Here is a 15093-nt window from a genome sequence, read left to right on the forward strand (position 1 = left end):
ATGAAGATTGCTTTTCGTTTTGAGGCCCGCTCTGATACGGGTCTGAAACGCTCGAAGAATGATGACTCCGGCTACGGTGGTCGTTTCCTTGCTGTCGTTGCTGATGGCATGGGCGGTCACGTGGGCGGCGATGTTGCGTCGGCTACGACGGTTTTGAATTTGACTCCGCTTGACCACCCTGACTTTGAGGATGGTACCGGTAGCGTTTATCTGGCTGATGAGATTCAGAGCGCGAACCTAATCATTAATGAGCTGGCGGCGAATGACCCGCAGCTGGCGGGTATGGGTACGACCTGTACTGCCCTGCTGATTGATGGCGATTGTATTGAGCTGGCTCATATTGGTGACTCGCGTGCGTATCGTCTGCGCCCGGGTGCTGATGGTGAGTTTGAGCAGATTTCTACTGACCATACGTTTGTGCAGCGTCTGCTCAATGAGGGTCGTATTACTCCGCAGGAGGCGGAGAACCACCCGCATAAGAACGTGATTATGCGCGTTCTGGGTGACGTTGACGCGTCCCCTGAGCTGGAGTTGAAGACTCTGGACGCTGTTCCCGGCGAGCGCTGGGTGCTCTCTTCTGACGGTTTGGATGCTGTGGTGTCCCTATCGGAGATTGAGCAGGTGATGCGTTCTACTGATGATCTGTCTGAGATTGCTGACACTCTGATTGCGATGACTTTGGAGCGTGGCGCTCCGGATAACGTGACGGTTGTGTCCCTGCAGGTGATTGACCGTGAGGTTCTGCCGGTGGATGAGCCGGTGGGTCCTTCGAGCCTGCCTGAGTCTGCTCTGCCTGATTCGATTGTGGCGGAGCAGGAGGTCAGCACGAATACTCAGAAGCTTCCCGAGGTTGCTGCTACGGCTGAGGCTGCTGAGGCTATTTTGGGTGCGCACCATGATGAGGACTCTGAGGAGCCTCATCGTCGGTCGTTGCGCCGTTTCCGTCGTGCTCGTGACTTCTCTGGAACCCTGTTGCACAGTGGTTCTGGGGCGGTGCGTCACCATATCGGTACGTACGATAACGCCGTGGATGCGGCTCTTACGAATGCTGCGATTTTGCGTAGTGAGTTGGGTTCCCGCCCGCATCAGCTGGTTGGTGCCGCTTCGGTGGCTACTGAGACCGGCATGATTCCGGCGGTGACTTCTCGTACCCTGGAGCATCGTGCGACGGTGGCTCAGCGTGTGCCGTTGAAGGTTGAGTCTGATGAGGCGGCCCTGCCGGCTGAGCTGGAGGAGCTGATTGCTGAGGACACTGAGGAGCGTTCGCGTCCGAGGTCGTGGCCGATTCGCCTGTTTATTACTCTGCTGGTTGCGGCTGTTTTGACGTTGGCTGCGTGGACCGGTCTGCGTTATGTAGAGCGTAGCTACTATGTGGGTGAGAGTGACGGCACGGTTGCGGTGTACAACGGTATTCCGCATGCGTTGGGCCCGATTCGCCTTTCTCACGTGGTGGAGAATACCGATATTCCTACGAGTGAGCTGAGCGATCATACGCGTTCTTTGTTGCGTAATGCGATTACGGCGAAGGACCTGGATGATGCGCACCAGATTGTGTCTCGTTTGAAGACTCAAGCGGATCAGACGCGTGAGAAGGCTGAGCAGGCTGCAGCGTCTGCCTCGGCTTCCGCTTCCGCTTCCCCGAGCTCTGCGGCACCCAGTGAGGCTCCGAGCTCTGAAGCACCGGGCTCTGATTCGGCATCCCCGGCTCCTGAGCAGGCTTCTTCGGAGGCTCCTGCTGCGGTAGGCGGTGAGAATAATGGCTAAGTTCTCGTTCCGTCGTGAGTCGGATGCGCCTCGTGCACGCCGTTTCACGGAGCTTTTCCTGCTGGTTTTGGCGGTGGGTATCAGCTCGTTCGGCATGTATCTGATTGATCCGGAGCATGCTTTTGATACGTCGAAGAGCCAGTGGTTGCCGTGCACGGTGGTGCTGGGTGCCGGTGCTCTTCTGATTCACCTAGTCATGCAGTTCCGCGCACGTTATGCTGATCCGTTTATTCTGCCGCTGGTGGTGGCGCTGAACGGTATTGGTTTGACCATGATTTATCGTCTGGACCCGCAGATTGCGGCGCCGGTGGGTGATGGTCAGCTGATGTGGACCGGCGTGTCTATGGTGCTGTGCGCGATTATCGTGTTCGTGCTCAGGGATTACCGTCTGCTACGTAAGGTCACGTACACCTCGCTGGTGTTGTCGATGATTCTGCTCATCATGCCGCTGGTTCCGGGTCTGGGTATGGAGCTCAATGGTGCTCGTATTTGGATTCATATCGGTAACCGCACGTTCCAGCCGGGTGAGGTCGCAAAGATTACTTTGGCGATTTTCTTCGCTGGCTATTTGGCGACGCACCGTGACCTGATTCTGGTGGCTGGCCGCCGTATTGGTCCGATTAATCTGCCGCGTCTGCGTGATTTGGCGCCGGTGTTCTTGGCGTGGATTGTGAGCCTGGGTGTTCTGGTGTTCCAGAAGGACCTTGGTTCGGCAATCATGTTCTTTGGTCTGTTCATGGCGATGCTGTACCTGTCGACCGGTCGTATTTCGTGGCTGGTGGTTGCGGGTATTGGTATGGCTGTGGGTGGCTATTTCGCGTACCACTATGTCTCGCACGTGCATGCCCGTATTTATGCGTGGGTGCACGCTTTTGATCCGGAGATTTACCAGGCGTCTCCTGGCGGTTCGGGTCAGATCCTGCAGGGCGTTTTTGGTCTGGCTTACGGCGGTCTTTTTGGCCGCGGTTGGGGTCAGGGCCGCGCGAACCTCGTCCCGTACGCTAACTCGGACATGATTATTTCCTCGTTGGGTGAGGAGCTGGGCCTGGTTGGTCTGGGTGCGATCCTGATGATGTTCATGCTCCTGGTCTCGCGCGGTTACCGTGCGGCGTTGGGTACTCGTGATGGTTTCGGTAAGTTGCTGGCTGCCGGCCTGTCTACGGTCATGGTTCTGCAGCTGTTCGTGGTGATTGGTGGCGTGACTCGTTTGATTCCGCTGACCGGTCTGACGACTCCTTTCATGTCTGCCGGTGGCTCCTCGTTGGTGGCTAACTGGATTATTGTGGCGCTGTGGCTGTCGATTTCTCATAGTGCCCGTGCACCTCACCTGGTGGCTGGTTACGATGCTCCGCAGGGTATTGACCATGCGGACACTAGCTACGAGCCGGAGGGTGCTACTAGCGTTCTGGCGCGTATTACGGCTAAGGATTCTGGAGGTGAGAAGAATGGATAGGGCTATTCGCCGCATGTGGATGTCTGCCGCGTGCGTGTTTGTCCTGCTGATGGGTACCCTCAGCTATATTCAGTTCTTCGATTCGAAGACGCTGATGAATAATCAGTGGAATTCTCGAGCGCTCTACGACAATTACGGTTCGGCACGTGGTTCGATTGTGGTTGACGGTACGGAGATTGCTTCGTCGGTGAAGTCCGATGATGAGTACAACTACCAGCGTGTGTACAACCACCCGCTCAAGTATGCGGCTCTGACCGGTTACTTCTCCACGATTTATGGCGCGACCGGGCTGGAAGCGGCACTCGATAAGGAGCTTGCCGGCACGAGCGATAGCCAGTTCTACGACCGTGTGGCGCAGCTGTTTAGCGGTTCTTCCGCGCAGGGCGCTAGCGTGGAGCTGACGATTAATTCGAAGCTTCAGGACATTGCCTACAACGCACTGCAGGGCCGTAAGGGTGCTGTGGTGGCGTTGAACCCGAAGACCGGTGAGATTCTGGCGATGGCTTCTTCGCCGTCCTATGATCCGAATCTTCTGTCGGCTCATACGAGCTCTTCGGTTCTGGCGAATTACCAGGCGCTGACTTCTGACGAGGACAGCCCCCTGTTTAACCGTGCGATTGCGGGTAACACCTATTCGCCGGGTTCGACCTTCAAGATTATTGATGCGGTGGCGGCTCTGGAATCCGGCAAGTACAACGCATCCTCGGTCATTCCGAACCCCGCGCAGTTGCCGCTGCCGGGCACGAACATTACCCTGCCGAACTATACGGGCGGTCAGTGTTCACCCCGCACTCAGGCGACGATTGAGTGGGCTTTGGCTCAGTCCTGCAATACGCCGTTTGCGCAGATTGCAATGGATCTGGGTCAGGAGCGTATCGCGAAGACCGCTGAGAATTTTGGTTACGGCCAGGATTTGAAGATTCCTTTGACGGTTTCTAAGTCGTCTTTCCCGTCGAATCTGACGCAGAGCCAGCTGGCTCAGTCGGCGATTGGTCAGTACGACGTGAAGACCACTCCGTTGCAGGTGGCGATGACTTCTGCGGCGATTGCGAATGGCGGCGTGCAGATGAAGCCGAACCTGATTCGTTCGGTGAAGACCAGCAACCTGAGCACTTTGCAGGAGTTCTCTCCTGAGAAGCTGCGTACGTCCACTAGCCCTGAAGTTGCTAACCAGGTGAAGCAGTGGATGGTGAATGCGGTTGATAATGGTATTGCACGTAATGCTGGTGTCCCCGGTGTGAAGGTGGCGGGTAAGACCGGTACCGCGGAGACTACGGCAGGTTTGAATAATTCTTGGTTTACCGGTTTTGCTCCGGCTGATGATCCTCAGATTGCGATTGCTGTGGTTTATGAGGATATTGATGTGGCGACCGGTGCCCAGTTGGCAACCAGTACTAGTAAGCAACTCTTTGAGGCGGTGTTGAACAAGTGAGGCCTGCGGCTGATATCACTTTGGGCGGGCGCTACACCCTAACCGAACGTATCGCGATTGGCGGTATGGGCGAGGTGTGGAAAGCTCGCGACAAGGTGCTTGGACGCATCGTTGCGGTCAAGATCCTCAAGGAGGAGTACACCGGTGACCCGGGCTTCTTGGAGCGTTTCCGCGCTGAGGCCCGTAATACGGCGTTGTTGAACCACCCCGGTGTAGCGAACGTTTTCGACTACGGCGAGGAGGACAACTCCGCGTACCTGGTCATGGAGCTGGTGCCGGGTAATCCGCTCTCGAGCATTATCGAGCACGAGACTACCCTGCCGCCGGACCGTGTTCTGAACTTCATTGCTCAGACCGCTCGCGCGTTGGCTGCGGCTCATTCGCAGGGTCTGGTGCACCGTGACGTGAAGCCGGGTAACCTTATCATCACCCCGGATGATCGCGTGAAGGTGACTGATTTCGGTATTGCTCGTCTGGCTAATCAGGTGCCGTTGACGGCTACCGGCCAGGTGATGGGCACCGCCCAGTATTTGGCGCCGGAGCAGGCAACCGGTCAGGCTGCTACCGCATCTTCGGATATGTACTCGTTGGGCATTATTGGTTATGAGTGCCTGGTGGGTCGTCGTCCGTTTACGGGTGAGTCGCAGATTGCGATTGCGTTGGCTCAGGTGAATGATCCGCCGCCGCCGCTTCCGGAGACCATCCCGGCTCCTGCTCGTGCGCTGATTATGTGCTTGTTGGCGAAGGACCCGGCTCAGCGTCCTAAGGATGCGACCGCTCTGGCTTCTGCGGTGGATGCGATTCGTCGCCGCGATCTGAAGGCAGCGGTGAAGGCTGTTCCTTCTTTGGCTCAGTTCTTGGCTGAGGAGAATGCTGACGACGGTACTGTCGCTATGACTGCGATGGATGTGGCGGCGGAGCCGATTAGCGCTTCTGCTACTCCGCGTTTTGGTTCTGGTGGTCGTTTCTCGCCGGAGCCGACGACGGCGCCTATTCCTCGTACGGGTGCGCAGACCATGCGTCCGGCTTCGGGTCGTGTGAAGGCTGCTGTTGCCCCTCCGGCTAAGCGTGGCCCGAACATGTGGATGTGGGTTGCTCTGCTTCTGGCAATCGTGCTGATCGCTGGCGGTATTTGGACAGTCCTCTCCTCCAATAATGGTGGCGGTTCGACTGATCCGGTTCCGAGCGCTTCTTCGTCTGTTGTTCCGACGAACACGGGTACCGTTTCTACGGTGGAGCCGACTGAGTCTGCTTCTGCCCGTGCTGCAAAGCAGAAGGTGACCGTCAACGCGATTAACTATGAGGGTCGCGAGCTGCAGGACGCAGTGAACGAGCTGAAGAACCTTGGTCTGTCCCCCAAGACTGAGGGTGTTGAGTCTACTCAGCCGGAGAACACGGTGATTTCGGTTTCTCCGACGGGTACTTTGGAGCAGGGTAATAGCGTGACTGTTCGCTATTCGACCGGTCCGAAGTCGGTGACTTTGCCGTCGAATCTTGAGGGTAAGAACGTTGATGAGGCGTCGAAGGCTGTTGCCGCTTTGGGTGTGAATGTTTCTCTGCATTATGAGAATTCGGACACTGCGGCCCCCGGTACGGTGCTTCGTACTACCCCCTCATCTGGCACCAAGGTTACGGTTGGTAGTAATGTAGACATGTATGTGGCCTCTTCCAGTTCGGGTAGGGGTTCGAGTGCGAGCGCTTCTGCTGCACCGTCTGCGTCGGCTTCTGCTTCCGCTTCTGCGTCGGCGCGTTAGCCCCTACGTTTTGATTTAGTTTTAGTCTTAGTGATCCAGGAGAACTTATGGACCTGTCGGTTCCCGACACGGTTGATAACCGTTACAAGGTACTCGAGGTAATCGGTACCGGTGCGATGGCAACCGTTTATGCTGCCGAGGATACTCGCCTCGGCCGCAAGGTTGCGCTTAAGATTCTGCGCCCGGAGCAGGCCCAGGACGATACGTTCCGCGCACGCTTTAAGCGTGAGGCGGAGGCTGTGGCGTCTCTGAACAATCCTGCGATTGTTGCTGTCTATGACACCGGTTCGTATAACCCTTCGCAGGGTGGCGGGGAGTCTGCTTCTTCGGAAGAGGGCACCGCTATTCCTTATATCGTGATGGAGTACGTGGAGGGTCATACTCTGCGTTCCATTCTGTCCCGTGGCGGTCATCTGCCGGTCCGTGATGCTTTGGGTTATTCCGAGCAGCTGCTGGGTGCTTTGCAGTACAGCCACTCGATGGGCATCATTCACCGCGATATTAAGCCGGCGAATATTATGGTGCTGGAGCGTACCAGCGAGGATATCGCTAAGGGTCAGCCGGGCCAGATTAAGGTCATGGATTTCGGTATTTCCCGTGCCATTGAGGAAGCTGGCGAGGCGCTGACCAAGGCTAATGTGGTGATGGGTAGCGCACGCTACATGTCCCCTGAGCAAGTGAGCGGCAAGGAAGTTGACGCCCGTAGCGACCTGTACTCTGCTGCTTGCGTGATTTACGAGATGATTGCTGGTCGTTCTCCGTTTGACGCTGAGTCGAATGTTGATCTCGCGGCTAAGCATCTTTCGGATGCCCCTGAGCCTCCGAGCAAGTTCACCCCGCTTGAGGTTCCTGCTGGTCTGGATGCTGTGATTCTGAAGGGTCTGGCGAAGAACCCGGATGAGCGTTATCAGAGCGCGGCTGAGTTCGCTCAGGCTCTGGTGTCGGTTGTTCGCCCGGGTGAAGAGACCGTGGTGCAGGATGCAGCGATGACTACTGCTTTTGTTCCTTCGGCGACTACTGCTTCCCTGGGTGAGGATTACGCCCCGTACACCACCTCGATTACTGAGGCTTCGGTGGAAGACGGCGGCCTCAACGGCTTCTTCGAGTATGAAGACGATGAGGAACTGTATGACGAGGAGGAGTACGCAGAGTACGATGAGTCTTCGCCGCGTAAGCGTGCGTGGGTTCGTTTCCTTGTGGGTACTCTGATTGTGGCTCTGCTGGTTTTCAGTGTCGGCTCGGTTCTGTACTACCAGAACAAGCTCAATGAGGTTCCGCAGGTTCAGGTTCCGGCTGTGGTGAATGTTTCCCGCGATGATGCCGATAACCAGCTGCGTAACCGAGGCTTCGTGGTGGAGTACCGTCAGGGCTACTCGGACAACATCAAGAAGGGCGACGTTATCAACGTTGAGCCGGGTGTCGGTTCTACGGTTAATAAGGGCTCGACCGTGGTTGTGACTGTTTCGAGCGGTCCGGAGAAGGTCAAGTTGCCGGATAACCTGCAGGGTCAGAGTGAGGCGTATGTCCGTAACGCTCTGAAGGACCTGGGTCTGGTGGATGGCCGCGTCTCCACTGTGGAGAGCGCTTCCGTTCCTGCCGGTATGGTTGTGGAGCTGTCCCCGGAGAAGGGCTCGACCGACGATAAGGGCGCTCAGACCGTTGAGGCTGGTAGCACCGTGAACATTGTCCTGTCCTCCGGTAAGGTAAAGGTCCCCTCGCTGGTGGGTCTGACCAAGGATCAGGCGATTGCTGCTCTGACCGCTCAGGATGTTCTGCTGAACACCAACATTGAGACTGTTCAGACTAACGAGCGTCCTGCGGGCACTGTGCTTTCGCAGAGCTCTGCGGCGGGTACTCTGGTGGCTCAGAACAGCACTGTGACGATCCGTGTGGCTGCTACTCCGACTCAGACGACCGCTCCGACTACTGCGGCTACTCAGCCTGCGGCAGCGACCGGTAACCAGAACGCTACTACTGGTAACCAGAACCAGCAGCGTTCTACCGCGGCTAACCAGCAGGCTACTCAGCCTGCGGCGGCGACCGGTAACCAGAACGCTACCACTGGTAACCAGAACCAGCAGCGTTCTACCGCTACGGCTACTCCGGCACCGGCTGCGTCCGCTACTGCGGGTACCCGTACGATTCAGGGTACTAACGCGAATACCAATGCGAACAACGCTAATAATGCAAACGCTAACGCCCGCTAAGGGGTTCTAGCGGTTAGCAAAAGGGGCGGCGCTCCACACCGTTGGGTGTGGGGTGCCGCCCCTTTTCGCGTATCTGGGCTTGTTCGTGTATCTGGGTTTGCTCGTAGCTAGGGGTCCAGATATAGCTATCGCCTCCAGTTTCCCTGTAGCGTGTCTGCTACGGGGCTTCTGGAGGCGATATAAGCCGTTGAGGGCTTCTTAGGCTAGAAGTACTAGGCCATGAGGGGCGAGAGGCTCTTAGCGCGCTCTGCGGCTCCCTGCAGGCCGGTTTCTTCGAGCCAGTTGCCAAGCATGAGGTATCCGCTTTCGGTCAGGACCGATTCGGGGTGGAACTGCACGCCGTGCATGGGGGCCTCGCGGTGGCGCAGGCCCATGATGATGCCATTGTCGGTGGTGGAGGTGGTTTCCAGGACCTCGGGCATGGTTTCGGGTACAACCGCCAGGGAGTGGTAGCGGGTCGCGGTGAAGGGGCAGGGCACGTCCTTGAACACGGAGACGTTCTCGTGCACGAGGCGGGAGGTCTTGCCGTGCATCAGCTCGGGGGCGTGGGTGACGGTGCCGCCGAATGCCTCCGCGATGGCCTGGTGGCCGAGGCAGACACCCAGTAGCGGCTTCTTCGCTTCGGCTGCCCAGCGGATGGTGTCAATGATGACGCCTGCCTCTGCGGGGGCACCGGGGCCGGGAGAGACAAGCACGCCATCGTGTTCTTCGGCGAGCTTGATGACTTCGGCGAGCTCGTATTCGTCGTTACGGATGACGGTGGTTTCAGCGCCGAGCTGCTGGATGTAGCCGACGAGGGTGAAGACGAAGCTGTCGTAGTTGTCGATAACAAGGATGCGGGTCATGGCACGTCCTTAGCGCTAATGGTTGATGGTGACGTTCAGGTTAAAGGGGCCGTACTCTGCGAAGTGGGGGAAGACGAATTCCATGAGCAGGTAGACTACGGCGAGTATCAGCGCGATGGCGATGATGATGCGAACCCACAGGGGGCCGGGGAGGTGGCGGAAAATCCATGCGTACATCTTGCTTTTCCTCTCTGATTTAGGATCCTGCTACGGAGGCGGCAATTTCTGCGGGCGCTCCGGCTGCGGCGGGCCGCCAGGATTCGAGGCGGGCGTGGACAATGTATCGTTCGGTGTCGCCGTAGCGCGGGTGGCAGGTGGTGAGCGTCAGGAGGCGCTCGGTGGGTGCTACGCCGGGCTGTCCGGGGACGGGTTCGATGACTTCTACCTGGTCGGGCTGCACGATTTCGTGGCTGTAGACGGTGTAGGTGTAGTAGCCGTCTTTGGTGCGCACGTAGATGTGGTCGCCTTCGGTGAGCAGGTCGATGTCGTTGAGGACTTTACCGCGGGTTTGGCGGTGGCCTGCGAGGGAGAAGTTGCCGACCTGTCCGGGCATGGCGCTTCCTTCGTAGTGGCCGAGTCCGAGGGAGTCGAGCACGTCGGAGCTGGTGCCTTGGGTGGCGGGGCGCTGGTAGTCGGATCCGAACTTGGGGATGTAGACGACGCCGAAGACTTCACCGTGGCCGGGTTCGCTCAGACCTGCGGGAGGGGTGTTGGGGTTCCAGTCGGGGAGGGGTTCGGCGGGGTTGGAGTCGAATTCCTGGACGAGGGTGCTGACGGCTTGGGATTGGGTGCGGTCGGCGTCGATGTTGGTCCACCAGAGCTGCCATGCGACGAAGAGCAGTAGCAGGAGGCCGACGGTGATAAGGAGTTCGCCTGTAATCTGGATAATCCAGTGCAGCACGGTGCGGGGGCGGCGCTCTGCGGTGGGTGCCGTTCCTTGGCTCATGCGTTCTCCTTTGTCCTTTGGGTTGTGTATGTTCTTGGGCGCCGGGTGGCGTTCCTTATCTTTCAACGCACGGAGAAGGTGAAATCATCCCGTAAGTCTGCAAAGATAGGTGTGAACATATATTTTTAGGTTACCCATACAACAATAAGCGGAGGAAGTATGTCGACCAACTCGGCTAAGGCATCGTCCAAGAAGAAGTCTCAGAAGTCTGCTAAGTCTGAGGTGGAGGATGCGAGCGAGCTGCGTCTGCGTGAGATTGCTCGTGAGATGGAGAGCGGCACGCAGCTGAAGGAGCAGACTCCGTTGTGGTACCGCGTGATTATGTTCTCGCTGTTGGCGGTGGGCATTCTGTGGATTATTGTTTTCTACATTACGCAGGGCCTATTCCCGATTCCTGATTTGGGTATGTGGAATGTGAGTGTTGGTGTGGGCGCCATGATGGTGAGCATGCTGATGATGACTCGTTGGCGCTAGAGTTTAGGCGTTAGAGCTTATAGAGAGGCGGCCGTCCCGTGTGGGGCGGCCGCCTCTCTATGTGTGGTGGGTATCGAGAGGTTTTATTACCCGGTTCTTATATGCTTATATAAGCATATAATCTAGTCAAGTATATATTTTTAATATTTTAGGTTAAGTTTAGAATCTTGACACAAGGAACTCTTTAGTAGATCAGGTCGCCTCGCGCCGCTTCGTGGACGCGGCGGGTTACGGTCTCCATAACGGGCGAGTTGATATTCCAGCGCTGCCAGTAGAGGGGGAATTCTACCGGGGTTGCGGCGAGCTTCACGAGGTGCCCGCTTTCGAGCTCTTCGGCGCATTGCGCCTCAGGAATGAGACCCCAGGCAATACCGGAGCTGACGGCTCGCGCATAGTCCGGAGATGAGGGAATGTAGATGGTGGGGCTTTGGGTGAAGGTTTCTTCAGCCTCTAGACCTACCTCTTTTTCGATGAGGGCTCGCGCCACATCCTGCACAAAGTCTTTACGGTCGTATTCGACGACGGGGGCACGATTGAGCTCTTCGCGACTCATGGTCTTGGGCCAGCCGGGCAGGTACCGCTGCACGAAGTCGGGGGTGGCAACGCACCAGTAGCGTGCCACACCGAGGGTTTCGACGGAGCAGCCGGGGATTTTTTCGGGTTTGGAGGTGATGACTGCCATGACTTCTCCGGATCGGAGCATAGCGGAGGAGTGGAATTCGCCTTCTCGTCGCAGGTCACAGAAGATGCTGTCTTCGCGGCTGAGGATTCCTACGGCGTCGAGGAACCAGGTAGCGAGTGAGTCGGCGTTGACGGCAACGGAGACGCTCTGGAAGCCGCCGGCGCCCATGAGTTCGCGTTCCATTTCTTGCTGCAGGAATTCGCTTTGTCGGGCGATGCGCAGTACGCTTTGTCCGGCGTCGGTGGGGGTGACGGGGTTGCTTCGGCGTACCAGGACTTTTCCGGCAATCTGTTCCATGGCTTTGATGCGCTGGGAGATGGCGGAGGGGCTCACTCGCAGGATATCTGCTGCCGCGTCGAAGGTGCCGTATTCAATGACGGTGGCGAAGGTGGTGAGCTGGTCGGTACTGAAACGTGTCATAAGAATATCTTACGCAGTGTGAAAATATTTAGATAGATTTAGGGTCCTTTTTCCCGTATTCTCGTCTCTGGCACTTCACACTTCAGCTAACGCAGGCTTTATCCCTGCGTCGCGAGCTTTTGCCTGGCAAGCTGGTAGTAAGAGAGCCGCTACCCACCACTGCGTACGCGGGTTCATACCCCGTTTGATCAACAGAGAAAGTTTCACGATGTCCGCATCCCTCTCCCTGCTGTTTCTGGGTGCTACCACCACGATTTCTTTGGTGGCGGCTATTGGCGCCCAGGGAACTTTTGTGCTGCGTCAGGGTATTTTGGGTCGGCATATTACCCCGATTATTATTTTCTGCATTCTGTCGGATGCTCTGATGATTGGTTTGGGCGTTGTGGGTCTGGGTGCCCTGTTGGATGCGGCGCCGTGGTTTATTGAGGTGTTCCGCTACGTGGGTGCGGCGTTTTTGGCGTGGTTTGGTTTTGAGGCTGGGCGGCGCGTGTTTACCCCGCATTCCATCATGGTGGATGATGCGGAGGGCGATTCTCAGTCGTTGAAGGCGGCTCTGCTGACCACGGCGGCGGTGACGTATTTGAATCCGCTGGCGTGGTTGGATACGACTATTCTTTTGGGTTCACTGGCGAACGCCCAGGGCGATCCTGGCCGCTGGTGGTATTACCTGGGATGCTGCTGCGGTAGCGTGCTGTGGTTCCTCATGATTGGCTACGGCTCACGAATTTTACGTCCGCTCTTTGCCCGCCCGGAGGCCTGGCGTGTACTTGATGCGGCGGTGGCCCTACTCATGGTGTATCTGGTATTCAACCTGCTGACAGTGAACCTGTCGACCCACTAGCTTCTACCCCTACCTAACCTCTTTACGCCTTGTCAGGCTCTTTTTGCACTCTCTCCTCCTCGCTGAGGGGTATGAGTACTTCGTTCTTGGGCATGGTAAGCAGGCCCAGGTAGATATCGCGAATAACCAGGATGTGCTTAATTCGCGCAATCATGGGCTTGAGGAAGCTTCGGGCGTATTTTTCGTCGCTACTGGTGGTTGCGACAAAGCTGAGTCCGGAGAACACGGCAACGATCATGGACACCTTGATGACCACGGCGTTGATGTTGGTGTCTACGCCGAGGATTTTGAGGTGTTCGGGTTTGACGGTCATCCACGATTCAATGGTGGTATCGCTAATGGCGATGGACGAGAAGCCCATGAAGAATCCGAAGACGAGCAGCATGAAGAGGGTCGCCTGAATAATCTGCCCGATCATGGGGATGATGATGAGGTTGCTCCAGGGCGCGATTTTGAGGGGTCGGTGTTCGAGGATTTTCTTCTCTTCGACCCAGTCTTGGGCAGTGTTCCAGATTCCGCCTTCGAGGGCTGCGGCATACTCGTAGTCGTTGTCGCTAAAGCGTGCGATGTCGTCGCCTCTGTTGCGTCCTAGAAGGCGTGCTGTGCGCTCTAGGGAGGTCGTGACGACCACGAACACGGCGAGGAGCCCCATGAGCCCCAGAACAGCCCAGGTGCGCGGGAAGCTGAGCCCGTTGGCGAGCTTCCAGAGGTCTGCATTCACGAAGATGAAGAGCACGGACACCATGAGTACGGGTAGTACTTTCGCGATCATGGGCGGCAGGGAGGCGAGCTGGTGGATGGCGTGTTTGAAGGACCACCCTAGGATGGTGTCTACGCCGAGGAAGATGGCGAGGTAGATGCCCACAACGATGAGCGGGAATACTTGGGAACCGTCGTAGACGAAGTCGAGGCAGTCGAGGCTGCTGGATTCAAAGACACTGGCGACAAAGAGCATGCCGGCAAAAAGTACGGTAAGAATACCCGTGGTGATTTGAACCCACTTCGGAGTGCGGACCATCAGCACGTAGGCAAGAGTAATGAACACACCGGAGATTATCGGCATCACGAGGAAGATACCACCGAGTACGAGCACTGGGAGTACTTCGTTGCTGAGGGTGCTATCGCTTGTGAGAGTTTTGATGTAGTCCGGTAGGGAGCCTTTCACGTCCTCTACGACGAAGAGGAGAAGGTCGCGCAGGAAGATATAGCAGATATGCATGATGCCAGCCCACAGGATCCACGGTACAGAGCGTGGGAACGCATCGAGAGCACGTTGACGTGCAGGAATGATGAGGGGCACACCCTGTTTACGGAACCAGATATTGCTCTGCTTTAGCATGTCAGCCTTGCTGTAGTGCTGAGTGGTGTAATGCTGAGGTTGCACCGCTTCTGTAGTGGCTTTAGTACGCAGCCGCGCCCAGATGGGGCGTGCGTCCTTCTGCTACGGGGTGTTCTGGTCCTGTGCGCTCATGACATACCACTCTACAGGGGTTGAGAACCTCTTTTATCCGAAGGCCCCTATAGTTCTTCTCGCTGGAGTTCAGCTCCGATAAAGCGGCTGTATGCGCCCATGAGGAGGGCAGCTGCTTCTTCTTGTGCCGCGTAGATGCCCAGCTCCTCGTCCTCACGACCTGTGTAGGTACCGCTACTGATTTCGAGCAGGGATAACGGTCCTTCTGCAGTCTCCGGTGCCAGGGCATCCAGGATGAGGCTCAGGCTTTCTTCTGATTCTTCAGCTACGCCCATGAGCCGCCCCAGGCGTGTACCTGGGTAGGGTGCGATGGTGAGCACGTCTTCGTTCTCGCATTGGATAATGCGTGCTACAGGAATAATGTCCCCGTCTGCGGTCTCTTCGAGCAGTAGCTCGGTGGAGAGGTCGATATGGCTTTCTTCGCTCTGTAGGAGCTGCCTGGGCCACCAGAGGTGAATGTATTCGGTCAGTGCTGCCCAGGTTTCGTGAGGCTCCAGTGTGCTCTCTGCGTAGAGTGCTACCGTTCGTTCTTCACCGTTGTGTTGGCGCTGCTGATCGACTGGCTCTGGTGCGTGGGAAAACATGGGGTAGTGCATGGTTCTACTCTATCGCAGTGTGTCTGTGAAGAGCATTCTCCTTGTAGACAAAGCATCATAGACAAGGGTCTGAGGGCACAAAAAAAGGGGCAGACCCGTATGGGTCTGCCCCTTTCTAGCTTTAGCTGTTAAAGCAAAAGAGCCCGCGCAAGCGGGCTCTTTTTATTGCCTATTGGATTGTTATCCAAAAACCATACAGTGAACGCAA

Annotated in this window: 13 protein-coding genes; 7 read left to right on the forward strand and 6 right to left on the reverse strand. The window is 56.9% G+C overall.

The window, feature by feature from the left end; translation table 11 throughout:
- From HMPREF2919_RS07305 to pknB, 5 genes are read left to right on the forward strand one after another with little or no spacing between them, the layout of a single operon-like run.
- Entirely contained in the window at positions 1 to 1764 is a 1764-nt protein-coding gene (locus tag HMPREF2919_RS07305) for a PP2C family protein-serine/threonine phosphatase (protein WP_070667025.1), read from the forward strand.
- Positions 1757 to 3217 (forward strand): FtsW/RodA/SpoVE family cell cycle protein, encoded by a 1461-nt coding sequence (locus HMPREF2919_RS07310; RefSeq protein WP_005507381.1) that lies wholly within the window; start codon positions 1757 to 1759, stop codon positions 3215 to 3217. Before HMPREF2919_RS07305 ends, HMPREF2919_RS07310 begins: the two co-directional genes overlap by 8 nt.
- Positions 3210 to 4649: a peptidoglycan D,D-transpeptidase FtsI family protein gene (locus tag HMPREF2919_RS07315; RefSeq protein ID WP_070667027.1), complete on the forward strand. Its 1440-nt coding sequence runs from the start codon at positions 3210 to 3212 to the stop codon at positions 4647 to 4649. The genes HMPREF2919_RS07310 and HMPREF2919_RS07315 overlap by 8 nt, the downstream gene beginning before the upstream one ends.
- Complete coding sequence (locus HMPREF2919_RS07320) at positions 4646 to 6403, forward strand: protein kinase domain-containing protein (RefSeq protein ID WP_070667029.1); 1758 nt, start codon at positions 4646 to 4648, stop codon at positions 6401 to 6403. Before HMPREF2919_RS07315 ends, HMPREF2919_RS07320 begins: the two co-directional genes overlap by 4 nt.
- A gap of 47 nt (positions 6404 to 6450) precedes the next feature.
- Complete coding sequence (gene pknB, locus HMPREF2919_RS07325; RefSeq protein ID WP_070667031.1) at positions 6451 to 8610, forward strand: Stk1 family PASTA domain-containing Ser/Thr kinase; 2160 nt, start codon at positions 6451 to 6453, stop codon at positions 8608 to 8610.
- A gap of 212 nt (positions 8611 to 8822) precedes the next feature.
- Here pknB and HMPREF2919_RS07330 read toward each other — a convergent pair whose 3' ends face one another.
- Genes HMPREF2919_RS07330 through HMPREF2919_RS07335 form a run of 3 tightly spaced genes read right to left on the reverse strand, consistent with a single transcriptional unit; the run spans position 8823 to position 10401 of the window.
- Positions 8823 to 9455 carry an aminodeoxychorismate/anthranilate synthase component II gene (locus HMPREF2919_RS07330; protein ID WP_012904364.1) on the reverse strand — a complete coding sequence of 211 codons (633 nt, stop codon included), beginning with the start codon at positions 9453 to 9455 and terminating at the stop codon, positions 8823 to 8825.
- Positions 9456 to 9470: 15 nt separating this feature from the next.
- Positions 9471 to 9632, reverse strand: a complete 162-nt coding sequence (locus tag HMPREF2919_RS09205; protein ID WP_005508086.1) for a hypothetical protein — start codon at positions 9630 to 9632, stop codon at positions 9471 to 9473.
- 19 nt (positions 9633 to 9651) lie between these two features.
- Positions 9652 to 10401, reverse strand: coding sequence for a class E sortase (locus HMPREF2919_RS07335; RefSeq protein ID WP_049357204.1), 750 nt, complete (start codon positions 10399 to 10401; stop codon positions 9652 to 9654).
- A gap of 159 nt (positions 10402 to 10560) precedes the next feature.
- On the opposite strand from HMPREF2919_RS07335, the gene HMPREF2919_RS07340 reads away from it, so the two are divergent.
- On the forward strand, positions 10561 to 10875 hold the full coding sequence (locus tag HMPREF2919_RS07340) for a cell division protein CrgA (protein WP_005507388.1): 315 nt from the start codon (positions 10561 to 10563) through the stop codon (positions 10873 to 10875).
- A gap of 184 nt (positions 10876 to 11059) precedes the next feature.
- Here the strand turns inward: HMPREF2919_RS07340 and HMPREF2919_RS07345 are convergent, their stop codons facing one another.
- Complete coding sequence (locus tag HMPREF2919_RS07345) at positions 11060 to 11977, reverse strand: LysR family transcriptional regulator ArgP (protein WP_049350261.1); 918 nt, start codon at positions 11975 to 11977, stop codon at positions 11060 to 11062.
- A 208-nt stretch (positions 11978 to 12185) separates the two neighbouring features.
- Between HMPREF2919_RS07345 and HMPREF2919_RS07350 the strand changes: the two genes are divergently transcribed.
- Positions 12186 to 12818 carry a LysE/ArgO family amino acid transporter gene (locus HMPREF2919_RS07350; RefSeq protein WP_070667033.1) on the forward strand — a complete coding sequence of 211 codons (633 nt, stop codon included), beginning with the start codon at positions 12186 to 12188 and terminating at the stop codon, positions 12816 to 12818.
- 22 nt (positions 12819 to 12840) lie between these two features.
- Here the strand turns inward: HMPREF2919_RS07350 and HMPREF2919_RS07355 are convergent, their stop codons facing one another.
- Positions 12841 to 14037 (reverse strand): D-mannonate dehydratase, encoded by a 1197-nt coding sequence (locus HMPREF2919_RS07355; RefSeq protein ID WP_246824069.1) that lies wholly within the window; start codon positions 14035 to 14037, stop codon positions 12841 to 12843.
- A 299-nt stretch (positions 14038 to 14336) separates the two neighbouring features.
- Entirely contained in the window at positions 14337 to 14873 is a 537-nt protein-coding gene (locus HMPREF2919_RS07360; protein ID WP_246824070.1) for a GTPase, read from the reverse strand.
- Between the last annotated feature and the right edge of the window lie 220 nt (positions 14874 to 15093).

Origin of the sequence: Rothia sp. HMSC068E02, assembly GCF_001813565.1 — a bacterium.
Classification (GTDB): Bacteria; Actinomycetota; Actinomycetes; order Actinomycetales; family Micrococcaceae; genus Rothia.

Excerpts from the sequence above, each read along its gene's own strand:
- HMPREF2919_RS07305 (WP_070667025.1), top strand. The coding sequence starts at position 1 with ATGAAGATTGCTTTTCGTTTTGAGGCCCGCTCTGATACGGGTCTGAAA.
- HMPREF2919_RS07310 (WP_005507381.1), top strand. The coding sequence starts at position 1,757 with ATGGCTAAGTTCTCGTTCCGTCGTGAGTCGGATGCGCCTCGTGCACGC.
- HMPREF2919_RS07315 (WP_070667027.1), top strand. The coding sequence starts at position 3,210 with ATGGATAGGGCTATTCGCCGCATGTGGATGTCTGCCGCGTGCGTGTTT.
- pknB (WP_070667031.1), top strand. The coding sequence starts at position 6,451 with ATGGACCTGTCGGTTCCCGACACGGTTGATAACCGTTACAAGGTACTC.
- HMPREF2919_RS07330 (WP_012904364.1), bottom strand. The coding sequence starts at position 9,455 with ATGACCCGCATCCTTGTTATCGACAACTACGACAGCTTCGTCTTCACC.
- HMPREF2919_RS09205 (WP_005508086.1), bottom strand. The coding sequence starts at position 9,632 with ATGTACGCATGGATTTTCCGCCACCTCCCCGGCCCCCTGTGGGTTCGC.
- HMPREF2919_RS07335 (WP_049357204.1), bottom strand. The coding sequence starts at position 10,401 with ATGAGCCAAGGAACGGCACCCACCGCAGAGCGCCGCCCCCGCACCGTG.
- HMPREF2919_RS07340 (WP_005507388.1), top strand. The coding sequence starts at position 10,561 with ATGTCGACCAACTCGGCTAAGGCATCGTCCAAGAAGAAGTCTCAGAAG.
- HMPREF2919_RS07345 (WP_049350261.1), bottom strand. The coding sequence starts at position 11,977 with ATGACACGTTTCAGTACCGACCAGCTCACCACCTTCGCCACCGTCATT.
- HMPREF2919_RS07350 (WP_070667033.1), top strand. The coding sequence starts at position 12,186 with ATGTCCGCATCCCTCTCCCTGCTGTTTCTGGGTGCTACCACCACGATT.
- HMPREF2919_RS07355 (WP_246824069.1), bottom strand. The coding sequence starts at position 14,037 with ATGCATATCTGCTATATCTTCCTGCGCGACCTTCTCCTCTTCGTCGTA.
- HMPREF2919_RS07360 (WP_246824070.1), bottom strand. The coding sequence starts at position 14,873 with ATGTTTTCCCACGCACCAGAGCCAGTCGATCAGCAGCGCCAACACAAC.